The organism is Pseudomonas leptonychotis, from assembly GCF_004920405.1.
Lineage (GTDB): Bacteria > Pseudomonadota > Gammaproteobacteria > Pseudomonadales > Pseudomonadaceae > Aquipseudomonas > Aquipseudomonas leptonychotis.
In genome coordinates this window covers 201,694-220,873 of record NZ_RFLV01000002.1, presented here as the reverse complement: position 1 = coordinate 220,873, position 19,180 = coordinate 201,694, and the positions used below count along the sequence as shown (strand labels likewise).

Annotated in this window: 21 protein-coding genes and 4 tRNA genes; 8 read left to right on the top strand and 17 right to left on the bottom strand. The window is 56.8% G+C overall.

Going from position 1 to position 19,180, the window contains the following annotated elements:
• Window positions 1–14: 14 nt before the first annotated feature.
• Window positions 15–1,037 carry a zinc-dependent alcohol dehydrogenase family protein gene (locus tag D8779_RS11715; protein ID WP_136664661.1) on the top strand — a complete coding sequence of 341 codons (1,023 nt, stop codon included), beginning with the start codon at window positions 15–17 and terminating at the stop codon, window positions 1,035–1,037.
• A gap of 189 nt (window positions 1,038–1,226) precedes the next feature.
• Here D8779_RS11715 and D8779_RS11710 read toward each other — a convergent pair whose 3' ends face one another.
• The 3 genes from D8779_RS11710 to gorA are packed head-to-tail and all read right to left on the bottom strand — an operon-like array spanning window position 1,227 to window position 3,599.
• Window positions 1,227–1,604, bottom strand: a complete 378-nt coding sequence (locus D8779_RS11710) for a VOC family protein (protein WP_136665149.1) — start codon at window positions 1,602–1,604, stop codon at window positions 1,227–1,229.
• 5 nt (window positions 1,605–1,609) lie between these two features.
• Window positions 1,610–2,233, bottom strand: a complete 624-nt coding sequence (locus tag D8779_RS11705) for a trimeric intracellular cation channel family protein (protein WP_136664660.1) — start codon at window positions 2,231–2,233, stop codon at window positions 1,610–1,612.
• 7 nt (window positions 2,234–2,240) lie between these two features.
• On the bottom strand, window positions 2,241–3,599 hold the full coding sequence (gene gorA, locus D8779_RS11700) for a glutathione-disulfide reductase (protein ID WP_136664659.1): 1,359 nt from the start codon (window positions 3,597–3,599) through the stop codon (window positions 2,241–2,243).
• Window positions 3,600–3,681: 82 nt separating this feature from the next.
• Here gorA and D8779_RS11695 point away from each other — a divergent pair, with 82 nt between their 5' ends.
• Window positions 3,682–4,104, top strand: a complete 423-nt coding sequence (locus D8779_RS11695) for a VOC family protein (RefSeq protein ID WP_136664658.1) — start codon at window positions 3,682–3,684, stop codon at window positions 4,102–4,104.
• Between the two features lie 49 nt (window positions 4,105–4,153).
• On the opposite strand, the gene galU is transcribed toward D8779_RS11695, so the two are convergent.
• The 9 genes from galU to D8779_RS11650 form a co-directional block, all read right to left on the bottom strand.
• Window positions 4,154–4,993, bottom strand: coding sequence for a UTP--glucose-1-phosphate uridylyltransferase GalU (galU, locus tag D8779_RS11690; protein ID WP_136664657.1), 840 nt, complete (start codon window positions 4,991–4,993; stop codon window positions 4,154–4,156).
• A gap of 43 nt (window positions 4,994–5,036) precedes the next feature.
• Window positions 5,037–6,398: a UDP-glucose dehydrogenase family protein gene (locus tag D8779_RS11685; RefSeq protein ID WP_136664656.1), complete on the bottom strand. Its 1,362-nt coding sequence runs from the start codon at window positions 6,396–6,398 to the stop codon at window positions 5,037–5,039.
• A 184-nt stretch (window positions 6,399–6,582) separates the two neighbouring features.
• A tRNA-Leu gene (locus D8779_RS11680) sits at window positions 6,583–6,669 on the bottom strand.
• A gap of 112 nt (window positions 6,670–6,781) precedes the next feature.
• Window positions 6,782–6,855: transfer RNA gene (locus D8779_RS11675), tRNA-Cys, on the bottom strand.
• Window positions 6,856–6,894: 39 nt separating this feature from the next.
• A tRNA-Gly gene (locus tag D8779_RS11670) sits at window positions 6,895–6,970 on the bottom strand.
• Window positions 6,971–7,037: 67 nt separating this feature from the next.
• Window positions 7,038–7,598, bottom strand: a complete 561-nt coding sequence (pgsA, locus tag D8779_RS11665; RefSeq protein ID WP_136664655.1) for a CDP-diacylglycerol--glycerol-3-phosphate 3-phosphatidyltransferase — start codon at window positions 7,596–7,598, stop codon at window positions 7,038–7,040.
• Window positions 7,599–7,631: 33 nt separating this feature from the next.
• Entirely contained in the window at window positions 7,632–9,473 is a 1,842-nt protein-coding gene (gene uvrC / locus D8779_RS11660) for an excinuclease ABC subunit UvrC (RefSeq protein ID WP_136664654.1), read from the bottom strand.
• Window positions 9,460–10,104: a response regulator transcription factor GacA gene (gene gacA, locus D8779_RS11655; RefSeq protein ID WP_136664653.1), complete on the bottom strand. Its 645-nt coding sequence runs from the start codon at window positions 10,102–10,104 to the stop codon at window positions 9,460–9,462. Before gacA ends, uvrC begins: the two co-directional genes overlap by 14 nt.
• Window positions 10,105–10,429: 325 nt before the next feature.
• A tRNA-Ser gene (locus D8779_RS11650) sits at window positions 10,430–10,520 on the bottom strand.
• Between the two features lie 232 nt (window positions 10,521–10,752).
• Here D8779_RS11650 and D8779_RS11645 point away from each other — a divergent pair.
• From D8779_RS11645 to D8779_RS11620, 6 genes are all read left to right on the top strand, one after another.
• The gene (locus tag D8779_RS11645) at window positions 10,753–11,421 is read left to right on the top strand and encodes a Bax inhibitor-1/YccA family protein (protein ID WP_136664652.1); all 669 of its coding nucleotides are present in this window, start codon (window positions 10,753–10,755) and stop codon (window positions 11,419–11,421) included.
• Between the two features lie 180 nt (window positions 11,422–11,601).
• Window positions 11,602–11,994, top strand: a complete 393-nt coding sequence (tusD, locus tag D8779_RS11640; RefSeq protein WP_136664651.1) for a sulfurtransferase complex subunit TusD — start codon at window positions 11,602–11,604, stop codon at window positions 11,992–11,994.
• 1 nt (window position 11,995) lies between these two features.
• Window positions 11,996–12,355 (top strand): sulfurtransferase complex subunit TusC, encoded by a 360-nt coding sequence (gene tusC, locus D8779_RS11635; RefSeq protein ID WP_136664650.1) that lies wholly within the window; start codon window positions 11,996–11,998, stop codon window positions 12,353–12,355.
• On the top strand, window positions 12,355–12,654 hold the full coding sequence (gene tusB / locus D8779_RS11630) for a sulfurtransferase complex subunit TusB (RefSeq protein WP_136664649.1): 300 nt from the start codon (window positions 12,355–12,357) through the stop codon (window positions 12,652–12,654). Before tusC ends, tusB begins: the two co-directional genes overlap by 1 nt.
• Window positions 12,651–12,986, top strand: a complete 336-nt coding sequence (locus D8779_RS11625; protein ID WP_136664648.1) for a TusE/DsrC/DsvC family sulfur relay protein — start codon at window positions 12,651–12,653, stop codon at window positions 12,984–12,986. Before tusB ends, D8779_RS11625 begins: the two co-directional genes overlap by 4 nt.
• Window positions 12,983–13,969 carry a glycosyl transferase family protein gene (locus tag D8779_RS11620; protein ID WP_136664647.1) on the top strand — a complete coding sequence of 329 codons (987 nt, stop codon included), beginning with the start codon at window positions 12,983–12,985 and terminating at the stop codon, window positions 13,967–13,969. The genes D8779_RS11625 and D8779_RS11620 overlap by 4 nt, the downstream gene beginning before the upstream one ends.
• On the opposite strand, the gene cysG is transcribed toward D8779_RS11620, so the two are convergent.
• The 5 genes from cysG to lolA form a co-directional block, all read right to left on the bottom strand.
• Window positions 13,954–15,348 (bottom strand): siroheme synthase CysG, encoded by a 1,395-nt coding sequence (cysG, locus tag D8779_RS11615; RefSeq protein WP_136664646.1) that lies wholly within the window; start codon window positions 15,346–15,348, stop codon window positions 13,954–13,956. The genes D8779_RS11620 and cysG overlap by 16 nt on opposite strands.
• 72 nt (window positions 15,349–15,420) lie before the next feature.
• On the bottom strand, window positions 15,421–16,701 hold the full coding sequence (gene serS / locus D8779_RS11610; protein WP_136664645.1) for a serine--tRNA ligase: 1,281 nt from the start codon (window positions 16,699–16,701) through the stop codon (window positions 15,421–15,423).
• A gap of 119 nt (window positions 16,702–16,820) precedes the next feature.
• The gene (gene crcB / locus D8779_RS11605; RefSeq protein WP_136664644.1) at window positions 16,821–17,195 is read right to left on the bottom strand and encodes a fluoride efflux transporter CrcB; all 375 of its coding nucleotides are present in this window, start codon (window positions 17,193–17,195) and stop codon (window positions 16,821–16,823) included.
• Entirely contained in the window at window positions 17,192–18,517 is a 1,326-nt protein-coding gene (locus D8779_RS11600; protein WP_136664643.1) for a replication-associated recombination protein A, read from the bottom strand. Before D8779_RS11600 ends, crcB begins: the two co-directional genes overlap by 4 nt.
• A 32-nt stretch (window positions 18,518–18,549) precedes the next feature.
• Window positions 18,550–19,176 (bottom strand): outer membrane lipoprotein periplasmic chaperone LolA, encoded by a 627-nt coding sequence (gene lolA, locus D8779_RS11595; RefSeq protein ID WP_136664642.1) that lies wholly within the window; start codon window positions 19,174–19,176, stop codon window positions 18,550–18,552.
• Between the last annotated feature and the right edge of the window lie 4 nt (window positions 19,177–19,180).

Genomic DNA, 19,180 nt, shown 5'->3' with positions numbered 1-19,180 from the left:
CGAAGAGGTTTGCGATGTCCCGCATAGTTCGTTTCCATGAGTTTGGTGAGGCCGATGTCCTCAAGATCGAAGAGCGTATAAGCCCAGCGCCAGCTGCAGGTGAAGTGCTGATCGGTGTTGAGGCTGTGGGCGTCAGTTGGTACGACGTGCTGTGGCGACAGAACCTGGCGAATACACTGGCGCAATTGCCCGCCGGGCTTGGCCACGAACTGGCCGGCGTGGTGCTGGCTGTTGGTGACGGTGTCAATGATGTAGCCGTGGGTGACCGGGTTGCCAGCTTTCCGGGGCACAGCGCCAACCGTTATCCCAGCTATGCCGAGCAGGTGGTATTACCACGCAGCTCGGTGGCCCGTTACCCAGACAATCTGAGCGCGCAGCAAGCCGCCGTACATTACCTGCCATCCATGGTGGGCTGGTTTGGTTTTGTCGAACTGGCACGCTTGCAGCCCGGCGAAACCGTGCTGGTAACCGCTGCAAGCCGGTGTTGGGGGCCCTATATCGTACAGATGGGCAAAGCCTTGGGCGCGACAGTCATCGCCGCGACAGCCTTTGCTGAGGACAGCGAGTTTCTCAAGCAGCTGGGGGCTGACCACATCATCCTCACAGAGGAACAGGACCTGGTCAGCCGTGTCAGCAAGCTCACTGATGGGCGTGGCGTGAATGTGGTGATGGATGCGCTGGGCGGCCCGCAAATGTGCCTACTGGGTGACGCCATCGCGCCACGTGGCCGGCTGATCCTGTTTGATCTGCAAGGCGGCAATGAAACGCCATTCCCAGCGTGCGCAGCGTTTCAAAAGAACATTCAGTTCTTCGTGCACTGCATAGGTAACTTTACGGGCAAGGAAGAACTGAACATCCCGCAAGACCAGGTTGCAGTGGCTAAGGCTGTGCAAGGTATCAATCAGCTGACGGCAGATGGTTTGCTCAAGCCGCTGATCGACAAGGTGTTCAGCTTCGACGATGTGGTCGAAGCGCATCGCTATATGGAAACCTGCCCAAGCCGTGGCCGCGTACTGTTAGAGCTAGGCGATCACTGAACATACGGCACATTGTGCGTAGTGCTGTGAGTCTAATACCCGATCCTCAGGTCCTAGGCTCACGCCATGCTACTTCGCATAATGTATATTATGTTAAATGAAGTATACGACGCCTATAACTCGCTCTAAGCATTCAGCTGCTGTGCACTCGCCTGCTCACTGCCGTTTTGCCAATCTAATTGACGTTGCTCAACGATAACGACTGACTTCAATCAGGTTGTCATCGGGATCGCGAAAGTACACAGAATCAATGGGCCCCATCGCACCGGTGCGTGCAACAGGTCCTTCTTCGATGACGACCTGCTGCTCGTTTAAGTGCTGAATTATTGCAGGCATAGTCCAAACACTCACCAGGCACAAGTCAATGGCGCCTGGTGTGGGTCGCGCCGCCTTTGGCTCGAACTCATTCCCTTGTTGATGCAAATTGAACTTCTGTTGACCGAATACCAGCGCACTGCGTCCTTGACCAAAGATTTCACGCTGCATGCCTAGCACGCGCTCATAAAACGCCACAGTGCGCTCGATGTCGGCCACCGTCAGCACCAGATGATCCAAACGCTCAATCATCGCCATCAGTCACGATCCAATAAGTGGAAGCTGGGCAAGGCAATATGCCAATGAATGGCGGCAAGGCGAATCAGCAATACGCTGAGCATGGCTATGCTGGTATCCAGCCAGTGCGGCGTATCCAGAGCACGCATGGCGATAAATACCAGTGCGCCGACAATACAGGCCGTGGCGTAGATTTCTTTCTGGAATATCAGCGGGATTTCATTGCAAATCACATCGCGCATTACCCCACCCGCCACGCCTGTCATCACGCCCATGATCACTGCTGTACTGTGCGGAACGTTGTGCTGCATCGCGACTTCGGTGCCGATCACGGTGAAAACTGCCAAACCGAAAGCATCTGCCAGCAACAAACCTTTCTCATGGATTGGCTGGGTCAAACGCACCCAGACCACCGTGCCCACTGCTGCCAGCGAAGCAACGACAATATAGAGGTCGTTACGAATCCAGCTGACCGGATGATTGTCTAGGATCACGTCGCGTAAGGTGCCACCGCCTAAAGCGGTGACAATGGCAATTACCAGTACGCCAAACAGATCCATGGATTTGCGCCCCGCCATCAGCGCCCCGGTAATGGCGAATACTGCGACGCCGAGCAAGTCGGCCAGGTAGAACAGTTGAGCCATGCTGACCTCAGGAAGACACGGGAGTACGCATGGTGACGAACTCTTCAGCAGCCGTCGGGTGTACGCCGATGGTTTCATCGAAATGCTGCTTGGTCGCGCCGGCTTTAAGCGCCACGGCCAAGCCCTGAACGATTTCGCCAGCCTCGGGGCCAACTATATGGCAACCCAATACGCGGTCTGTCGCCGTGTCGACCACAAGCTTCATCAGGGTGCGCTCTTGGCTTTCCGTCATGGTCAATTTCATCGGTTTAAAACGGCTCTCGAAGACGCTAACGCTGTAACCGTCTTTTTTCGCTTGCTCTTCACTGAGCCCAACCGTACCGATATTAGGCAAGCTGAAAACCGCTGTAGGGATCATCTGGTAATCGACCTTGCGGTATTGCTCTGGTTTGAACAGCCGTTTGGCTACTGCCATACCTTCAGCAAGCGCTACCGGCGTTAGCTGTACACGGCCGATCACATCGCCAATAGCGAGAATCGAGGGTGTACTGGTTTGGTATTGCTCATCGACGTGGATATAACCGCGCTCATCGAGTTCTACCTGTGTGTTCTCCAAGCCGAGGTTGTCCAACATCGGCCGGCGTCCGGTGGCGTAGAAAATACAATCAGCGTCCAGTACTCGGCCATCTTTGAGTGTGGCCTGCAGACTGCCATCAGCTTGCTTATCAATACGGGCAATATCGCTGTTGAACTGCAGATCAAGGCCACGCTTACTGAGCTCCTCCTGCAGGTGCACGCGTACCGCGTTGTCGAAGCCGCGCAGGAACAGTTCGCCTCGATATAACAATGAGGTTTTTGCGCCGAGGCCGTTAAAAATTGAAGCAAACTCAACAGCGATATAACCACCGCCGATCACCAGCACCCGCTTGGGTAACTGTTCAAGAAAGAAGACTTCGTTAGAACCGATAGCATGCTCATGCCCGGGCACTTCGGGGATATGTGGCCAGCCGCCGGTCGCAATCAGGATGTTTTTAGCGCTGTAGCGTTTACCGTCGAGTTCGACGCTGTGGTCATCGACAATCCGTGCGTGACCCTCAAGCAGGGTTACACCACTGTTGACCAGCAGGTTACGGTAGATGCCATTGAGGCGGTCGATTTCGCGGTTTTTGTTGGCAATCAAGGTGCCCCAGTTAAAGTTGGCTTGCTCTAACGACCAACCAAACCCCTGAGCCTGCTCAAAGTCATCGGCAAAGTGGGCACCATAAACCAAGAGTTTTTTGGGCACGCAGCCAACGTTGACGCAGGTGCCACCCAAGTAGCGGCTTTCGGCGACCGCTACACGCGCGCCATAGCTAGCCGCAAAGCGCGCAGCTCTTACACCACCGGAACCGGCACCGATTACAAACAGGTCGAAGTCGTAGGTCATTTCAGCCTCCTGAGCAGGCCGTCAGCATACCCCAAGGCGCGCCCGTGCCTAAACTTGAAGCACGCGTAATAGGAGAACAGCGATGCGCCCTACCCTTACCCATGTTGCGATGCATGTACCTGATCTGGAGGCGTGCGTGACCTTTTATCAGCAGTTCTGTGCGATGCAGGTCATCCACCAGCGCGCGGGCAAAGGCTCAAGAATTGTCTGGATGGCCGAAGCCGGAAAGGAGCACAGCTTTATTTTTGTGATCATGCCCGGTGGGCAGGATCGGCAGTTGGCGGCGGATGATTACAGCCACTTCGGCTTTGCCCTAGAGAGTCGAGAACAAGTCGATAGCATTGCAGCGCGGGCAAGGACTGCAGGGTGTCTGGTTTGGGAGCCACGTGATGAGCCTTACCCGGTTGGCTATTACTGCGGCTTACGCGACCCGGCGGGTCATTATGTAGAGTTCAGCTACGGGCAGCCGTTGGGGCCGGGCTCCGAGCACATGGCTTTAGCCTGAATGCACACAGCCACCCGCAGGTGGCTGTGTGCTACATCGGTAAGCGGGATTAGTAAGCTTTGCCCGTTTTGTAGATGTTTTCGTAGCAGAAGTTGGTGGCCTCGATATAGCCCTCTGCGCCGCCGCAGTCGAAGCGTTTGCCCTTGAATTTGTAGGCCATCACGCAGCCGTTCTGCGCCTGCTTCATCAGCGCGTCGGTGATCTGGATTTCCCCACCCTTGCCAGGCTCGGTCTGCTCGATCAGGTCGAAGATATCCGGGGTCAGGATGTAGCGGCCGATGATCGCCAGGTTCGATGGCGCATCTTCTGGCTTGGGTTTCTCTACCATGCTGTTAACCCGGTAGATGTCATCACGAATCATCTCGCCGGAGATCACGCCATATTTATGGGTTTCTTCTGGCGGTACTTCCTGAATAGCCACGATCGAGCAGCGGAACTGGTTGTACAGTTTGACCATCTGCGTCAGCACGGCATCACCGTCCAGGTTCAGGCATAGATCATCGGCCAAAACCACGGCAAACGGCTCATCACCAATCAGCGGGCGACCACAGAGAATGGCGTGACCCAGGCCTTTCATTTCGACCTGACGGGTGTAGGAGAACGTGCACTCATCGATCAGGCGACGGATACCAACCAGGTATTTTTCCTTGTCAGTGTCGCGGATCTGATGCTCCAGCTCGTAGCTGATGTCGAAGTGATCTTCCAGCGAACGTTTGCCGCGGCCGGTAATCATTGCAATCTCAGTCAAACCGGCTTCCAGCGCCTCTTCGACGCCGTACTGGATCAATGGTTTGTTCACAATCGGCAGCATTTCCTTGGGCATCGCCTTGGTGGCTGGCAGAAAACGGGTGCCGTAACCGGCTGCGGGGAACAAACATTTTTTGATCATGGGGAACCTTGAGCTGTGATGTGTAAAGTGCGCACGCAGTCTATCAGGCTGCACTGGCCTTACAATGCCCCTGCGCAGGCCGGCCAATGCCTCTGTAGAGAAAACCCAGTTCAACTAACTGCGCCGCATCGTAAATATTGCGCCCATCAAACACGATGGGCATGCGCATCAAACCACGAATGCGCAGGAAGTCGGGCTGGCGAAATTGCTTCCATTCGGTGACCAACACCAACGCATCCGCCCCCTCTACAACGCTATAAGGCGACGTACTCAGCCTCAGCTGGCCATTGTCGATCGCCTGGCTATAGCGCTCTGCCAGCGCCATTGTAGCGACTGGGTCGCACGCCTGAACGGTAGCCCCTACTGCCAGCAACGCATCAAGCAGCACTAAACTTGGGGCTTCACGCAGATCATCAGTACCTGGTTTGAAAGCCAAGCCCCAAAGCGCCACCACGCGCCCTTGCCAGTAACCCGAAAAATGCTCACGCAGCGCCTGGAACAATAAGGTTTTCTGCAGCGCGTTGCGGGCCTCTACCGCACGCAAAATGCCAGGTTCGATACCTTCCTGTTCAGCGCAACGAATCAAAGCCCGCACATCTTTAGGGAAACACGAGCCGCCATATCCGCAACCAGCATAGATAAAGTGAGTACCAATGCGCTTGTCGCTTCCAATACCGCGACGTACATCCTCAATATCCACGTCCAGGCGAGCGCACAAAGTGGCCATTTCGTTGATAAAAGAAATCTTGGTCGCCAAAAAAGCATTGGCCGCGTATTTGCTGAACTCTGCAGCCCGCAATCCCATGCAGAGTAACCGCTCGTGATTGCGTAGAAACGGCGCATACAACCGGCGTAATACTTCATGACCAAGGGGATCATCGCAGCCGACAATCACCCGATCTGGGCGCATAAAGTCATCGATTGCTGAGCCTTCCTTGAGAAATTCGGGGTTACTGGCCAATGTCACACCGAAATGCTTACCACGCTTCGCCAGCTGCCCCTTGATGCGCTGTGCAACACGCTCTGCAGTGCCTACAGGCACCGTTGATTTGTTCACGACCACACAACTCTGCTCAAGTAACAGACCGAGCTCATCAGCCACAGCCAGTACATGTGACAAATCTGCCGAACCATCTTCGCCGCTTGGCGTACCGACGGCGATAAAGATAACGTCGGCCTGCTTAATTCCTTCGCCAAGGTGCTGACTAAAATTTAGTTGGCCGCTGGCCAGGTGGTTCTGCAACATGACCTCAAGCCCTGGCTCGTAAATCGGCGCCCGCCCACGAGCCAGGATGGCCACGCGTTGCGCATCGCGCTCAATGCAGATAACTCGATTGCCCATTTCGGCAAAGCAGGCTGCCGATACCAACCCCACATAACCCGCACCCACTACACAAATCCGCATTGTCTGCACCTCAAACTAAGTTACAGCGATTGCAGCTAAAGCAGATGGCAGGCGTATGACGTTAATAAGGCATGCGGGTGACAGCGCGCTTCCGTGTAAGACAATTATCGGGCACAAAAAAACCGGCTCACGGCCGGTTTTAGTGGGTTTCAGGTTCATGCAGGAACATCTGAAATCATTGTAATGGTGCCCGAAGCCGGAATCGAACCGGCACGAGGTTACCCTCGAGGGATTTTAAGTCCCTTGCGTCTACCGATTTCGCCATTCGGGCGGTAGCGCTGCGTTGCGAGGCTTGGACTATATACAGCCCTTGCATGCCTCGCAAGGTTTCAAATCTATATGAAAAAGCCTCGTAGATCAGTGATCTACGAGGCTTTCCTAATTGGAGGCTGAGGTCGGAATCGAACCGGCGTTCACGGATTTGCAATCCGGTGCATAACCACTCTGCTACTCAGCCTTGAAACTAAACGGGCCGTATTAAACGGCCCGTTGAAACTGGAGCGGGAAACGAGACTCGAACTCGCGACCCCGACCTTGGCAAGGTCGTGCTCTACCAACTGAGCTATTCCCGCTTGTCGTGTTGACGGGCGACATTCTATATCTTCAGAGCAGCCCGTCAACCCCTTGATTCAAAAAAGCTTATTTCTCTTCGGTGGTAATCCGCAGATGTGGCCATGCGGCCAAGAGGTACTGCACCATCGACCACAGTGTGAGCACTGCAGCAATGATCAATAGGGCATAGCCAAACACTACCCAGGCAGTGAACGTGGGTGGATTAGCCAGCAGAATCACCAGTGCCACCATCTGCGCAGCAGTTTTCCATTTGGCTAGGTTGGATACAGCAACATGCGCGCGCGCGCCCAGCTCTGCCATCCATTCACGCAACGCCGAAACTACAATTTCGCGACCGATAATAATTGCGGCAGGCAGCGTCAGCCAGAGATTGGAGTGCTCATCCACAAGCAAGACCAGCGCAACGGCGACCATCAGTTTGTCGGCAACTGGGTCGAGAAACGCGCCAAACGGCGTGCTTTGCTCCCAGCGACGCGCCAGATAGCCATCCAACCAATCGGTGGCCGCAGCTATCGAGAACACTGCGCTGGCAGCCCAATAACTCCAGCTGAAAGGCAGATAGAACAGCAGGATAAACACCGGTATCAGCAATACACGGAGTACGGTAAGCAGGTTGGGGATATTCATCGACACAACTTGGCGGTAAAGAGAGTGGGCATTCTACTCGCTGTGCAGTGCGGCATAAATCAACTCGGCAAGCTTTTTACTGATACCCGGCGCTTTGGCGATTTCTTCGACGCTGGCACGAGACAGCTCTTGCAGCCCGCCAAAGTGATTGAGCAGCTCGCGTCGGCGCTTAGGGCCTACCCCCGCAACCTCTTCAAGTGTTGAGGTACGACGGGTTTTGCCGCGACGAGCGCGGTGCCCGGTGATGGCAAAGCGGTGCGACTCATCGCGGATCTGCTGAATCAGGTGCAAGGCCGGTGAGTTTCCCGGCAAGGTGAACTCATGGGCCGCATCATTCAGGTACAGGGTCTCTAAACCAGGCTTGCGGGTCGCGCCCTTGGCTACGCCAAGCAAAATCAGATCTGGCACAGCCAGCTCTTCCAGAACCTCGCGGGCCATGGCCAGCTGACCTTTACCACCGTCGACCAGCAGAATGTCTGGCAGCTTGCCCTCACCGTCTTTTATTTTACTGAACCGCCGGATCAAGGCCTGATACATGGCGGCGTAGTCATCACCTGGCGTCACGCCTTCAATGTTGTAACGACGGTAATCCGACTTCAGTGGGCCTTCAGGACCAAACACCACGCAGGAGGCAACGGTCGCCTCCCCACTGGAGTGACTGATATCAAAACACTCCAAACGCTGCGGCACTTCATCCATGTTTAATGCCAGGGCCAGGGCGTCAAAACGCGCGGCGACATGCTGTCGGTTGGCCAGCCGCGCCGCCAATGCCTGCTCGGCATTGGTTACGGCCAGCTGCTGCCAGCGTGCACGAGTGCCCCGCACGCGGTAACTGATGCTCAACTCGCGGCCGCGTAGCTCATCAATTGCCGCAATTAGAGTGGGGAAGTCTTCATGCTGAGCATTGACAATAAGCTCGCTCGGCAAATCGCGCTCCTGGCTGCTCAAGTAGTACTGCGCCAGGAAAGCCAGCAATACGCCGCTGCCCTCTTCTTCAATGGCGACTTGTGGAAAGAAATTCTTGCTGCCCAACACTCGCCCACCGCGCACGCTAATCAAGTGCACGCACGCACCACCGGGGTTGACCATGGCCGCGACAATGTCCACGTCGCCCGTACCGCCTTCCATGCTTTGTTGGTCCTGCACGCGGCGCAGCAGCGATATTTGGTCACGCAGCCCGGCCGCTCGCTCAAAGTCGAGCGTCATGGCCGCGGCTTGCATGCCGCTCGACAACTCATCGGTCAGGGCATTGCTGCGCCCCTCCAGAAACATGACTGAGTGGCGTACGTCATCGGCGTATTCGGCGGGCTCGACCAAGCCAACACAGGGTGCTTTGCAACGTTTGATTTGGTACTGCAGGCAAGGTCGTGTGCGGTTCTTGTAGAAGCTATCCTCGCACTGGCGCACAAAAAAGGTCTTTTGTAGCAGGTTGAGACTTTCGCGAATGGCACCTGCGCTCGGATAAGGACCGAAGTAGCGTCCTTTTTGCTTTTTTGCCCCACGGTGAATACTCAGTCGCGGGAAGTCACCATCGGAAAGAAACACATAGGGGTAGGACTTATCGTCGCGCAACAGAATGTTGTAGGGCGGCCGCCATTCTTTGATCAGCGTCTGCTCAAGCAGAAGCGCTTCGGTTTCATTCGCGGTGATGGTTGTTTCAATCTGGGCGATTCTACCCACCAGCGCGGCGGTCTTAGGCGCCAAACCGTTTTGGCGAAAGTAACTGGCCAAGCGCTTTTTCAGGTTCTTGGCTTTGCCCACATAGAGCAGCTTGGCATCCGCATCGAACATACGGTACACGCCAGGGCGACCGCTGCAGGTAGAGAGAAACGCGCTGGGGTCAAAGGACGCGTTGTTGTCGTCAGCTGCTGGCATCAATCATGCCGTGACGTACGGCCAGCAAAGCTAGCTCGACATCGCTGGTAATCGACAGCTTCTCGAAGATGCGATAGCGGTAGGTATTTACGGTTTTCGGCGACAAGCACAGCTTGTCAGAGATTGCCTGAACCTTCTGGCAACCCGTGATCATCAGGGCAATCTGGATTTCGCGCTCAGACAGCAGATCGAAGGGCGAATTGCTGCTTTGCGGCTGGAACGACTTGAGTGCCAACTGCTGAGCAATCTGTGGGCTGATATAGCGCTGACCGCTGAATACCATGCGAATGGCTTGCACCATTTCTTCCAAGGCTGCGCCTTTAGTCAGGTAACCGGCGGCACCGGCTTGCAAAAGGCGCGTGGGAAATGGGTCTTCCTCGCAGGCGGTCACGGCAACGACTTTAAGATCAGGGTGACTGCGAATCAGCTTGCGTGTGGCTTCCAGCCCTCCAATGCCCGGCATTTTGATGTCCATGAGAACAACATCAGGCTTCAGCTCGCGGGCTTTCTTGAGGGATTCTTCGCCAGACTCGGCTTGACCAACCACGTGCAAACCGTCGATGTCGGCCAGCATACGGGTGATGCCAGTACGCACCAAGTCGTGGTCATCAACAACTAGTACCCTGATCAAGCGCCACCCCGGTTGTGTCAGCCGCGTAAACAGCTGGCTTGGTTGGAAAACTGTAAGTTTGCTACACCCCAGCTTGGCGCATAAGCGTCAAAATGCAAGCGTCAACAAAGCCGTGTGCACTGCGAAATCCTAAGGCATTAGGCCAAAGTAACGCCCTGCCTTGGGCCGGCATAATTCTACTGGAAGCTACAAATGCTGAGCCAGTAAAAACCCGCTAACGCCCAGCAAAAGTTGCCAGTCGCCAAGGCAACCTAAACCGCACACCTACAAGGAGTTTCAGGCAAAAAAAAGAGCCTATGGATGGCATAGGCTCTTTTTACTGATTTGGTGGAGGGCCAGGGATTCGAACCCTGGGAACGCTATTAACATTCGCCGGTTTTCAAGACCGGTGCATTCAACCACTCTGCCAACCCTCCAATTTTCACTGAATGCCAGTCCCCAACAGAAGTAGTCATGAAAGAACATCTTTCCACAACGACCACATGACTGAACATCCAACCGCTCTGCCATGCTTCTGGCATTTGCGGGCGGCAATCTTACCCGAACGCAACACGCTGTCAAACTCTGCGTATTGGCTCTTTATCTGCCTCTGCTATGATCGGGGCTGACTTTGGTCACGGAACCATCAGCCTTTTCAGGAGTGTCGCCATGAACGAACACAATTATGCCCTTGACCACACGCAGGTTGAGCAGCAAGAAGTTAGCCGCGTCCTGCGCAACACTTATGGCCTGCTGGCCATAACCCTGGCCTTCAGTGGCCTGGTCGCGTACATCGCGCAGCGCGCCAATGTGCCTTATCCAAACATCTTCGTGGTGCTGATCGGCTTTTACGGCCTGTTCTTCCTCACCGCCAAACTGCGCAACTCGGCCTGGGGCCTGGTTTCGACCCTCGCCCTGACCGGCTTTATGGGCTACACCCTCGGCCCGATCCTCAATCGCTACATGGGCATGGCCAACGGTGCTGAAGTTGTCAGCTCGGCCTTCGCCATGACCGCTCTGGTATTTTGCGGCCTGTCGGCCTACGTGCTGACCACCCGCAAGGACATGAGCTTCCTCAGTGGCTTTATCACTGCAGGTTTCTTTGTGCTGATTGGCGCGATGGTTGCCGGCTATTTCTTCCAGATTAGTGGCCTACAGCTGGCGATCAGTGCAGGTTTCGTACTGTTCTCTTCGGCCTGCATTCTGTTCCAAACCAGCGCAATCATCCACGGCGGTGAGCGCAACTACATCATGGCGACCATCAGTCTGTATGTGTCGATCTACAACCTGTTCGTCAGCCTGCTGCAGATTTTCGGCATCATGGGCAGCGACGACTGATTCAATTGCTGTGAAAAGCCCGCTTCGGCGGGCTTTTTTATGCCAGCCATCCATGGCTGACACCCTTCGGGCCGTCGCTAACGACGCTAAAAATGACTCCCGGTGATTTTTTATGCCTGCTGCGCGCATCTTGGCGCCTCAGGCTTTATCATTCCGGCAAATTGGCTTGCCAGGTTTGCTATGAAGTTCGCCATCGCCTTGTTCTCCCCTCCTCATGCGCCCTCCTCACGTCGAGCGCTGCGCTTTGCTCAGGCGGTATTGGCGGGTGGACATGAAATTGTGCGGCTGTTCTTCTATCAGGACGGCGTTCACAGCGCGTCGAGCAATGTGATCTGCGCGCAGGATGAAGTGGATCTGCCACGCGAATGGCGTGAGTTCGTGCAAGCGCAGCAACTGGATGCTGTGGTGTGTATCGCCGCTGCTCTACGTCGTGGCGTATTGAATGACGACGAGGCGCAACGTTACTCGCGCACCGCTGCCAACCTGGATGCGCCCTGGGAGCTTTCCGGGCTTGGGCAGCTGCACGAAGCGGCGCAGTTGGCGGATCGATTGGTATGTTTCGGAGGGCCTTGAGATGAGCAAGTCGCTGTTGATCATCAGCCGTCAAGCGCCCTGGTCCGGCCCCGGAGCGCGCGAAGCGCTGGATATTGCCCTAGCCGGCGGAGCCTTCGATTTGCCGATTGGCATGCTGTTTCTCGATGACGGGGTATTCCAGCTGAGCGGTGCACAGCAACCCGCCAGCTTGCAGCAGAAAGACCTCGGCGCCAATTTGCAGGCCTTGCCGATGTTCGGTGTCGAAGCACTCTATGTTGCCCAGCGCAGCCTGGAAGAACGCGGCCTGCACGACCACCCCGAGACCCTCGCGGTCGAGCGCTTGGATGATGCCGGGCTAAGCGCTCTGATTGACCGTTACGACCAGGTGATTACGCTCTGATGGCTACTTTGCACGTACTCTCGCACTCGCCCTTTACCGATAGCCGTCTGAGCAGTTGCCTGCGCCTACTCGGCAGCCAGGATGCCTTGCTGCTGTGTGGTGATGCCGTCTATGCCTTACAGGCCGGCAGCGCACAGCTCCAGGCGCTGGAATTGATGCCAGAAGCCATCGCTCTGTACGCCCTGGATGAAGATGTCCAGGCTCGTGGCCTTGAGCTACCTGCCCGCCTCACACTGGTCGATTACCCCGCTTTCGTTGCGCTGAGCTGCCAATACAGCAAGGTAAACACCTGGCTATGACGGCATTGAATGTTGAAGGTTGTCGTCTTGCGCTCGACAAGGACGGCTATTTGCTCGACCTGGCCGACTGGTCCGAGGCCGCTGCGCACGCCCTGGCAGAACGTGAAGGCATCAACCTGAGCGCCGATCATTGGGAAATTCTCTGGCTGGTGCGCAGCTTTTACGACGAATTTCAATTGTCGCCGGCCAATCGTCCGCTGATTAAATTTATTGCCGTCAAACTCGGCCCCGAGAAAGGCAATAGCCTGAACCTAAATCGCCTGTTCAATGGCACTCCTGCCAAACTCGCCGCCAAGCTGGCGGGCCTGCCCAAGCCGACCAATTGCCTATGAACCTTGTGACTCCGCCGGAACATCCCTTCGCTCAATTTGTGCGCATTCTCGGCAAGGGTAAGCGCGGTGCGCGCAACCTGACCCGTGAGGAAGCCCGCGACGCCATGGGCATGCTCCTCGATGGCCAGGCAGAGGAAAGCCAGTTGGGTGCATTCCTGATGTTGCTGCGGCACAAGGAAGAGAGCGCCGAAGAAATGGCCGGCTTTGCCGAAGCCGTGAGGGCGCGTTTGCAGGCGCCTGCAATCCAGGTCGACCTTGACTGGCCGAGCTACGCCGGGAAAAAACGTCACCTGCCTTGGTTTTTGTTGGCTGCCAAAGCCCTGGCAGGCAGCGGTATTCGCATCCTGCTGCACGGCGGCGGCCCGCATACTGCCGGGCGCATGTACAGCGAACAGCTACTCGAAGCCCTGCATATTCCGCTGTGCCGCAACTGGAGCAGTGTCGAGCAGGCCTTGGCACAACAGCAGCTGGCGTTTATTCCACTGGGCGACTGGATGCCGCAGCTACAACGGATGATTGACCTGCGCAATATTCTCGGCCTGCGCTCACCGATTCATTCTCTGGCACGCATCCTCAACCCACTGGGCGCGCGTTGCGGCCTGCAGAGCATCTTTCATCCGGGTTATCAGGCGGTGCACCGCGAAGCCAGCCAGTTGCTCGGTGATAGCGCGGTGGTGATCAAGGGTGAAGGCGGTGAAATCGAGATCAATCCGGACGCCACCAGCCACCTGTATGGCACGGCCAACGGCGCGAACTGGGATGAGGAATGGCCGGCGCTTTCCGCATTACGTCACGTCAAACCCAGCTCATTGCAACCGACCCACCTGAGCGCATTCTGGCGCGGTGAAGTGGCCGATGATTACGGCCAGCTTGCCGTAATCAGCACCATGGCACTGGCCTTGCGCGCCCTCGGCGAACCGCGTGAACAAGCCCTGGAGCGCGCGACCCAGCTATGGGCTGCGCGCAATCAGACACTGGCCTGAGCCCCTTCGAACCAAGCCAGTTTCTCCCGTAGCTGCACCACTTCGCCGACGATTACCAGGGTCGGCGCATGCACTTCATGCTCCGCAACCAGTTCGGCCAAGTTGGCCAGAGTACCGGTAAACACCCGCTGGTTCTGCGTAGTGCCCTGCTGGATCAATGCCGCCGGAGTTGTAGCGGCCCGGCCGTGAGCAATCAGTTGCTGGCAGATCATCGGCAGCCCCACTAAACCCATATAAAACACCAAGGTCTGGCTGCTTGCGGTGAGCTCGCTCCAGGGCAGATCGCTGCTGCCATCTTTCAGGTGGCCGGTGACAAAACGCACGGACTGCGCATGGTCACGGTGGGTCAGTGGAATCCCGGCATAAGCCGCGCAGCCTGAAGCAGCCGTAATCCCAGGCACCACCTGAAAGGGAATGCCGTGGGCGGCCAGCTCTTCAATTTCTTCGCCACCACGACCGAAAATAAACGGGTCACCGCCCTTTAGGCGCAGCACGCGTTTGCCTTCTTTGGCTAGGCTGACCAAACGCTGATTGATCTGTTGCTGCGGCACGGCATGCTCGGCGCGCTGCTTACCCACATAGATACGCTCGGCATCGCGGCGGCACAGCTCGATGATCGCCGGCGCCACCAGGCGGTCATACAGCACCACGTCAGCTTGCTGCATCAAGCGCAGGGCGCGGAAGGTCAATAGATCAGGATCACCCGGCCCAGCCCCAACCAGATACACCTCACCCAAGGTACGCGGAGCAATCCCGGCAATCTTCTCTTCCAGCAGACGCTGACCTTCTTGCAGTTTGCCGGCGAAGACACTTTCGGCGACCTGGCCCTGGAACACATCCTCCCAGAACACCCGGCGCTGCTGTACATCGGGAAACAGTCCTTTGACCTGGGCACGAAAGCGCTTGGCCAAACCGGCCAATTGGCCATAAGCGGCCGGAATCCAGGTCTCGATCTTGGCGCGAATCAGCCGGGCCAACACCGGTGCATCGCCGCCACTGGTAATTGCCACAATCAGCGGTGAACGGTCGACGATAGCGGGGAAAATCACGCTGCACAGCTTAGGTGCATCCACCACATTAACCGGGATACCCAGGGCCTGAGCCTGGGCCGATATCTGCGCGTACAACGGCTCATCATCGGTAGCGGCAATGACCAACGCTACGCCTTGCAGATCAGTCGGCTGGTAATCTCGCAACAGCACCTCGCCATTGCGAGCGGCGGCCATTTCGCGCAACTCCTCACGGATGTCCGGCGCTACGACCCGCAGCGTTGCCCCTGCATCACTGAGCAAGCGCGCCTTGCGCACGGCAACTTCGCCGCCACCGACCACCAGTACCAGGCGATCCTGCAGTTTGTGGAACAGGGGCAGAAAATCCATGACGCATGCTCTCTATCGGGTAAACAAAACGGGGCGGCACTGGCCGCCCCGTTGCGCGCAACTGAAGCCGGCTTAGCCGATCATCTCGATGCCGCCCATGTAAGGCTTCAGTACATCCGGCACGCGTATGCTGCCGTCGGCCTGCTGGTAGTTTTCCAGCACAGCCACTAGGGTGCGCCCCACCGCAAGGCCTGAGCCATTAAGGGTGTGCAGCAGTTCTGGCTTACCGGTTTCCGGGTTGCGGTAGCGCGCCTGCATGCGGCGCGCCTGGAAGTCACCGCAGTTGGAACAGGATGAAATCTCGCGGTATTTATCCTGGCTCGGCACCCAGACCTCTAGGTCGTAGGTCTTCACTGCGCTGAAGCCCATGTCGCCGGTGCACAGCGCCAACTTTCGATATGGCAACTCAAGCAGCTGCAGCACACGTTCAGCATTGCCGGTCAGGCTTTCCAACGCTTCCAAGGACTGGCTCGGCTCGACGATCTGCACCATTTCGACCTTATCGAACTGATGCTGGCGGATCATGCCGCGGGTATCACGACCGGATGCCCCCGCTTCGCTGCGAAAGCACGGCGTGTGCGCAACGAGCTTCAGCGGCAGTTGCTTAAGGTCAAGAATTTCACCTGCAACGATATTGGTCAGCGACACTTCGGCCGTTGGGATCAGGTACAGATCGGCTTCGCCTTCACGACTGATCTTGAACAGGTCTTCTTCGAACTTCGGCAGCTGACCGGTCCCTTGCAGCGCCGGAGCTTGCACCAGATAAGGCGTGTAGGCTTCTTCGTAGCCATGCTCGCCGGTGTGCAGGTTGATCATAAATTGTGCAAGTGCGCGGTGCATGCGCGCAATCGGGCCACGCAGTACGGCAAAGCGTGCACCCGACAGCTTGGCGGCGGTTTCAAAATCCAACCAGCCATGCTGCTCGCCCAAGGCGACGTGGTCCTGAATTGGAAAGTCGAAGCTGCGCGGAGTACCCCAGCGCGAAACCTCAACGTTGCCCTCTTCGTCGGCGCCGACCGGTACCGACTCATGCGGCAGGTTGGGAATACTCAGCAGCAGATTGTCGAGCTCAGCTTGAATGCCATCGAGTTCACGTTTGCCCTGCTCCAGGTCGCTGCCCATCTGGTCCACTTCGGCCAGCAACGGCGTAATGTCTTCACCGCGCTGCTTAGCCTGGCCAATGGATTTGGAGCGACTGTTACGTTCGGCTTGCAGCTGCTCGGTGCGGGTCTGCAGCGTCTTGCGCTGGGCTTCAAGCGCTTCAAAACGGGCTACATCAAGGACAAAACCACGGGCAGCCAGGCGCTCGGCCACTTCATGGAGCTGGGTACGGACGAGTTTGGAATCAAGCATGTTCGGGTCTCAACACATCACAAGGGTTTGCATGGCCGTGGCCATGGCGCGCAATGCCGCGCAGTTTAAGGCTTTAACCGGGTTGGAGCCACACCGCGAGCGAGCCGGCGTGGCCGCAGCTAGAAGCGCGCCAGGGCAAAACCAGCCCATACAGCAAGTACACCGCCGATTACGCTACACAGTAGATAGGCGAAGGCCTCATTGTGGCGGCCACTTTCAAACAGCTTGAGCAACTCCAAGCTGAATGAGGAAAAGGTAGTGAAGCCGCCAAGCAGCCCAATAATCAGGCCGCTGCGCAACTCGATGGGCAGGTCGCTGCGCAGTAAAAACAAGCCGGAAAGCAGGCCGATTAGTAAGCAACCCAGGATATTGACAGCGAAGGTGCTCAGGTAGAAATGCCTAGGCCACTGCGCTGCAACCCAGCTGAACGTAAGAAAACGCAGCACAGAGCCTACCGCTCCACCAAGCGCAACGGCCAGCGCCACACGAATCATGGCGCTCTCCGCTGGCGAGGGCTGTTGCGATCTTGGTTTTTCAAATGCTGCAATTTATCGCGAATTTTTAGCTCAAGACCGCGCGGCACCGGCTGGTAATACTCGCGCGGCTCGAAAGTTTCGGGAAAGTAATCCTCCCCCGCCGCATAAGCATCCGGCTCGTCATGGGCGTAGCGATATTCGTCGCCGTAGCCCAACTCTTTCATCAGCTTGGTCGGCGCATTACGCAGGTGCAGCGGTACTTCCTGCGAGCCATGCTCAGCGGCATCGCGCATGGCCGCTTTGAAAGCGTTGTACACCGCATTACTCTTCGGCGCGCAGGCCAGGTAAACAATCGCCTGCGCCACGGCCAGCTCACCTTCTGGGCTGCCGAGGCGCTCCTGCACATCCCAGGCATTCAGGCACAGAGTCAGTGCGCGCGGATCGGCATTACCGATGTCCTCACTGGCCATACGCACCACCCGGCGGGCGATATACAGCGGATCACAGCCGCCATCGAGCATGCGAGCAAACCAATACAGCGCGCCGTCCGGGCTGGAGCCGCGCACCGATTTGTGCAGCGCCGATATCTGGTCGTAAAAGGCTTCGCCGCCCTTGTCGAAACGCCGGCGAGTGTCACCTAGCAGGTTGAGCAGCAGCTCACTACCAATCTCGCTGCCGTCTTCGGCCAGGTCGGCGGCGTTTTCCAAAAAATTGAGTAACCGCCGACCATCGCCGTCGGCCGCAGCCTGAAGAATTTTGAAACTCTCCTCGGGCAGGCTCAACTGGCGCTCACCCAGACCTTTTGGGTCACTCAAGGCGCGCTCAACCAGCTTGCGCAGCGCACTTTCATCCAGGCTTTTCAGCACATAAACGCGGGCCCGTGAGAGCAAAGCGTTGTTCAGCTCGAACGAGGGATTTTCCGTGGTAGCACCGATAAAAATCAGGGTGCCGTCTTCCACGTAGGGCAGGAAGGCATCCTGCTGCGACTTGTTGAAACGGTGGACTTCATCGACAAACAGAATGGTCTGGCGGCCATATTGCGCGGCGTGTTGCTGTGCCACTTCGACGGCCTGGCGAATTTCCTTGACCCCGGAGAGCACGGCGGAAATCGTCTCGAAGTGTGCGTCGGAAACCTGAGCCAAGAGCCGCGCAAGGGTGGTTTTGCCGACGCCCGGAGGCCCCCAGAAAATCATCGAATGCAGCGCGCCCTGCTCCAGCGCTTCACGCAGAGGTTTGCCGCGTGCCAGCAAGTGCTCCTGGCCGACGTACTCATCCAGGCTGGCTGCACGCAGTCGGGCAGCCAGGGGTTGAGCGATGGGAGCTTTGCGAAACAGGTCCATGACTGCGCTAAACGCCTCTGCTTTTGAGCTTTCTACTCTTGAATTACGTCCGCGCCGGCCGGGACCTCAAAAGTGAACTGTGCATCGTCCTGGGGTTCATTCATCTTCACGTTGAGAAAAAGAATGTTAGTGCGCTGACCGATGCTATCGATCAACTGCATATCGTTGAGCACCTTGTTGCGAAACGACAACCGCAGGCTGTCAAACAGGGTGTCCTTGGATTTCGGCTTAAGGATGAAATCGACCACATCGCCACTTTCTTTGTGGCTGATTTCGAAGTTCTCGCGGATTTTCGACACATCACCCGAAAGCAACAATGCTGGGGTGTGAGTCAGGCGTTGGTCGAGAGTCTGGATGGTGACTTGCTGGAGATCCGGATCATACAGCCAGACCTTCTCACCGTTGGAGACCAGTAATTGCTCCATAGGGGCATCAGTATGCCAGCGAAATAAACCCGGCCGTTTGAGCGAGAGCTGGCCGGCGGTTTCCTGGAGCTGGGTACCGCTGCCGTCCAGCGTCAGCTGGGAAAAACGCGCAGTAATGGTTTGGGCTTGGTTGAGCAGCACGGTCAAGCGCTGCACCGCGACTTCATCGTCGGCCATGGCGGCAACACTGGTAACACTCAAAATGGTCAGCAACAGCATGCGAATCAGGCGCATGGGA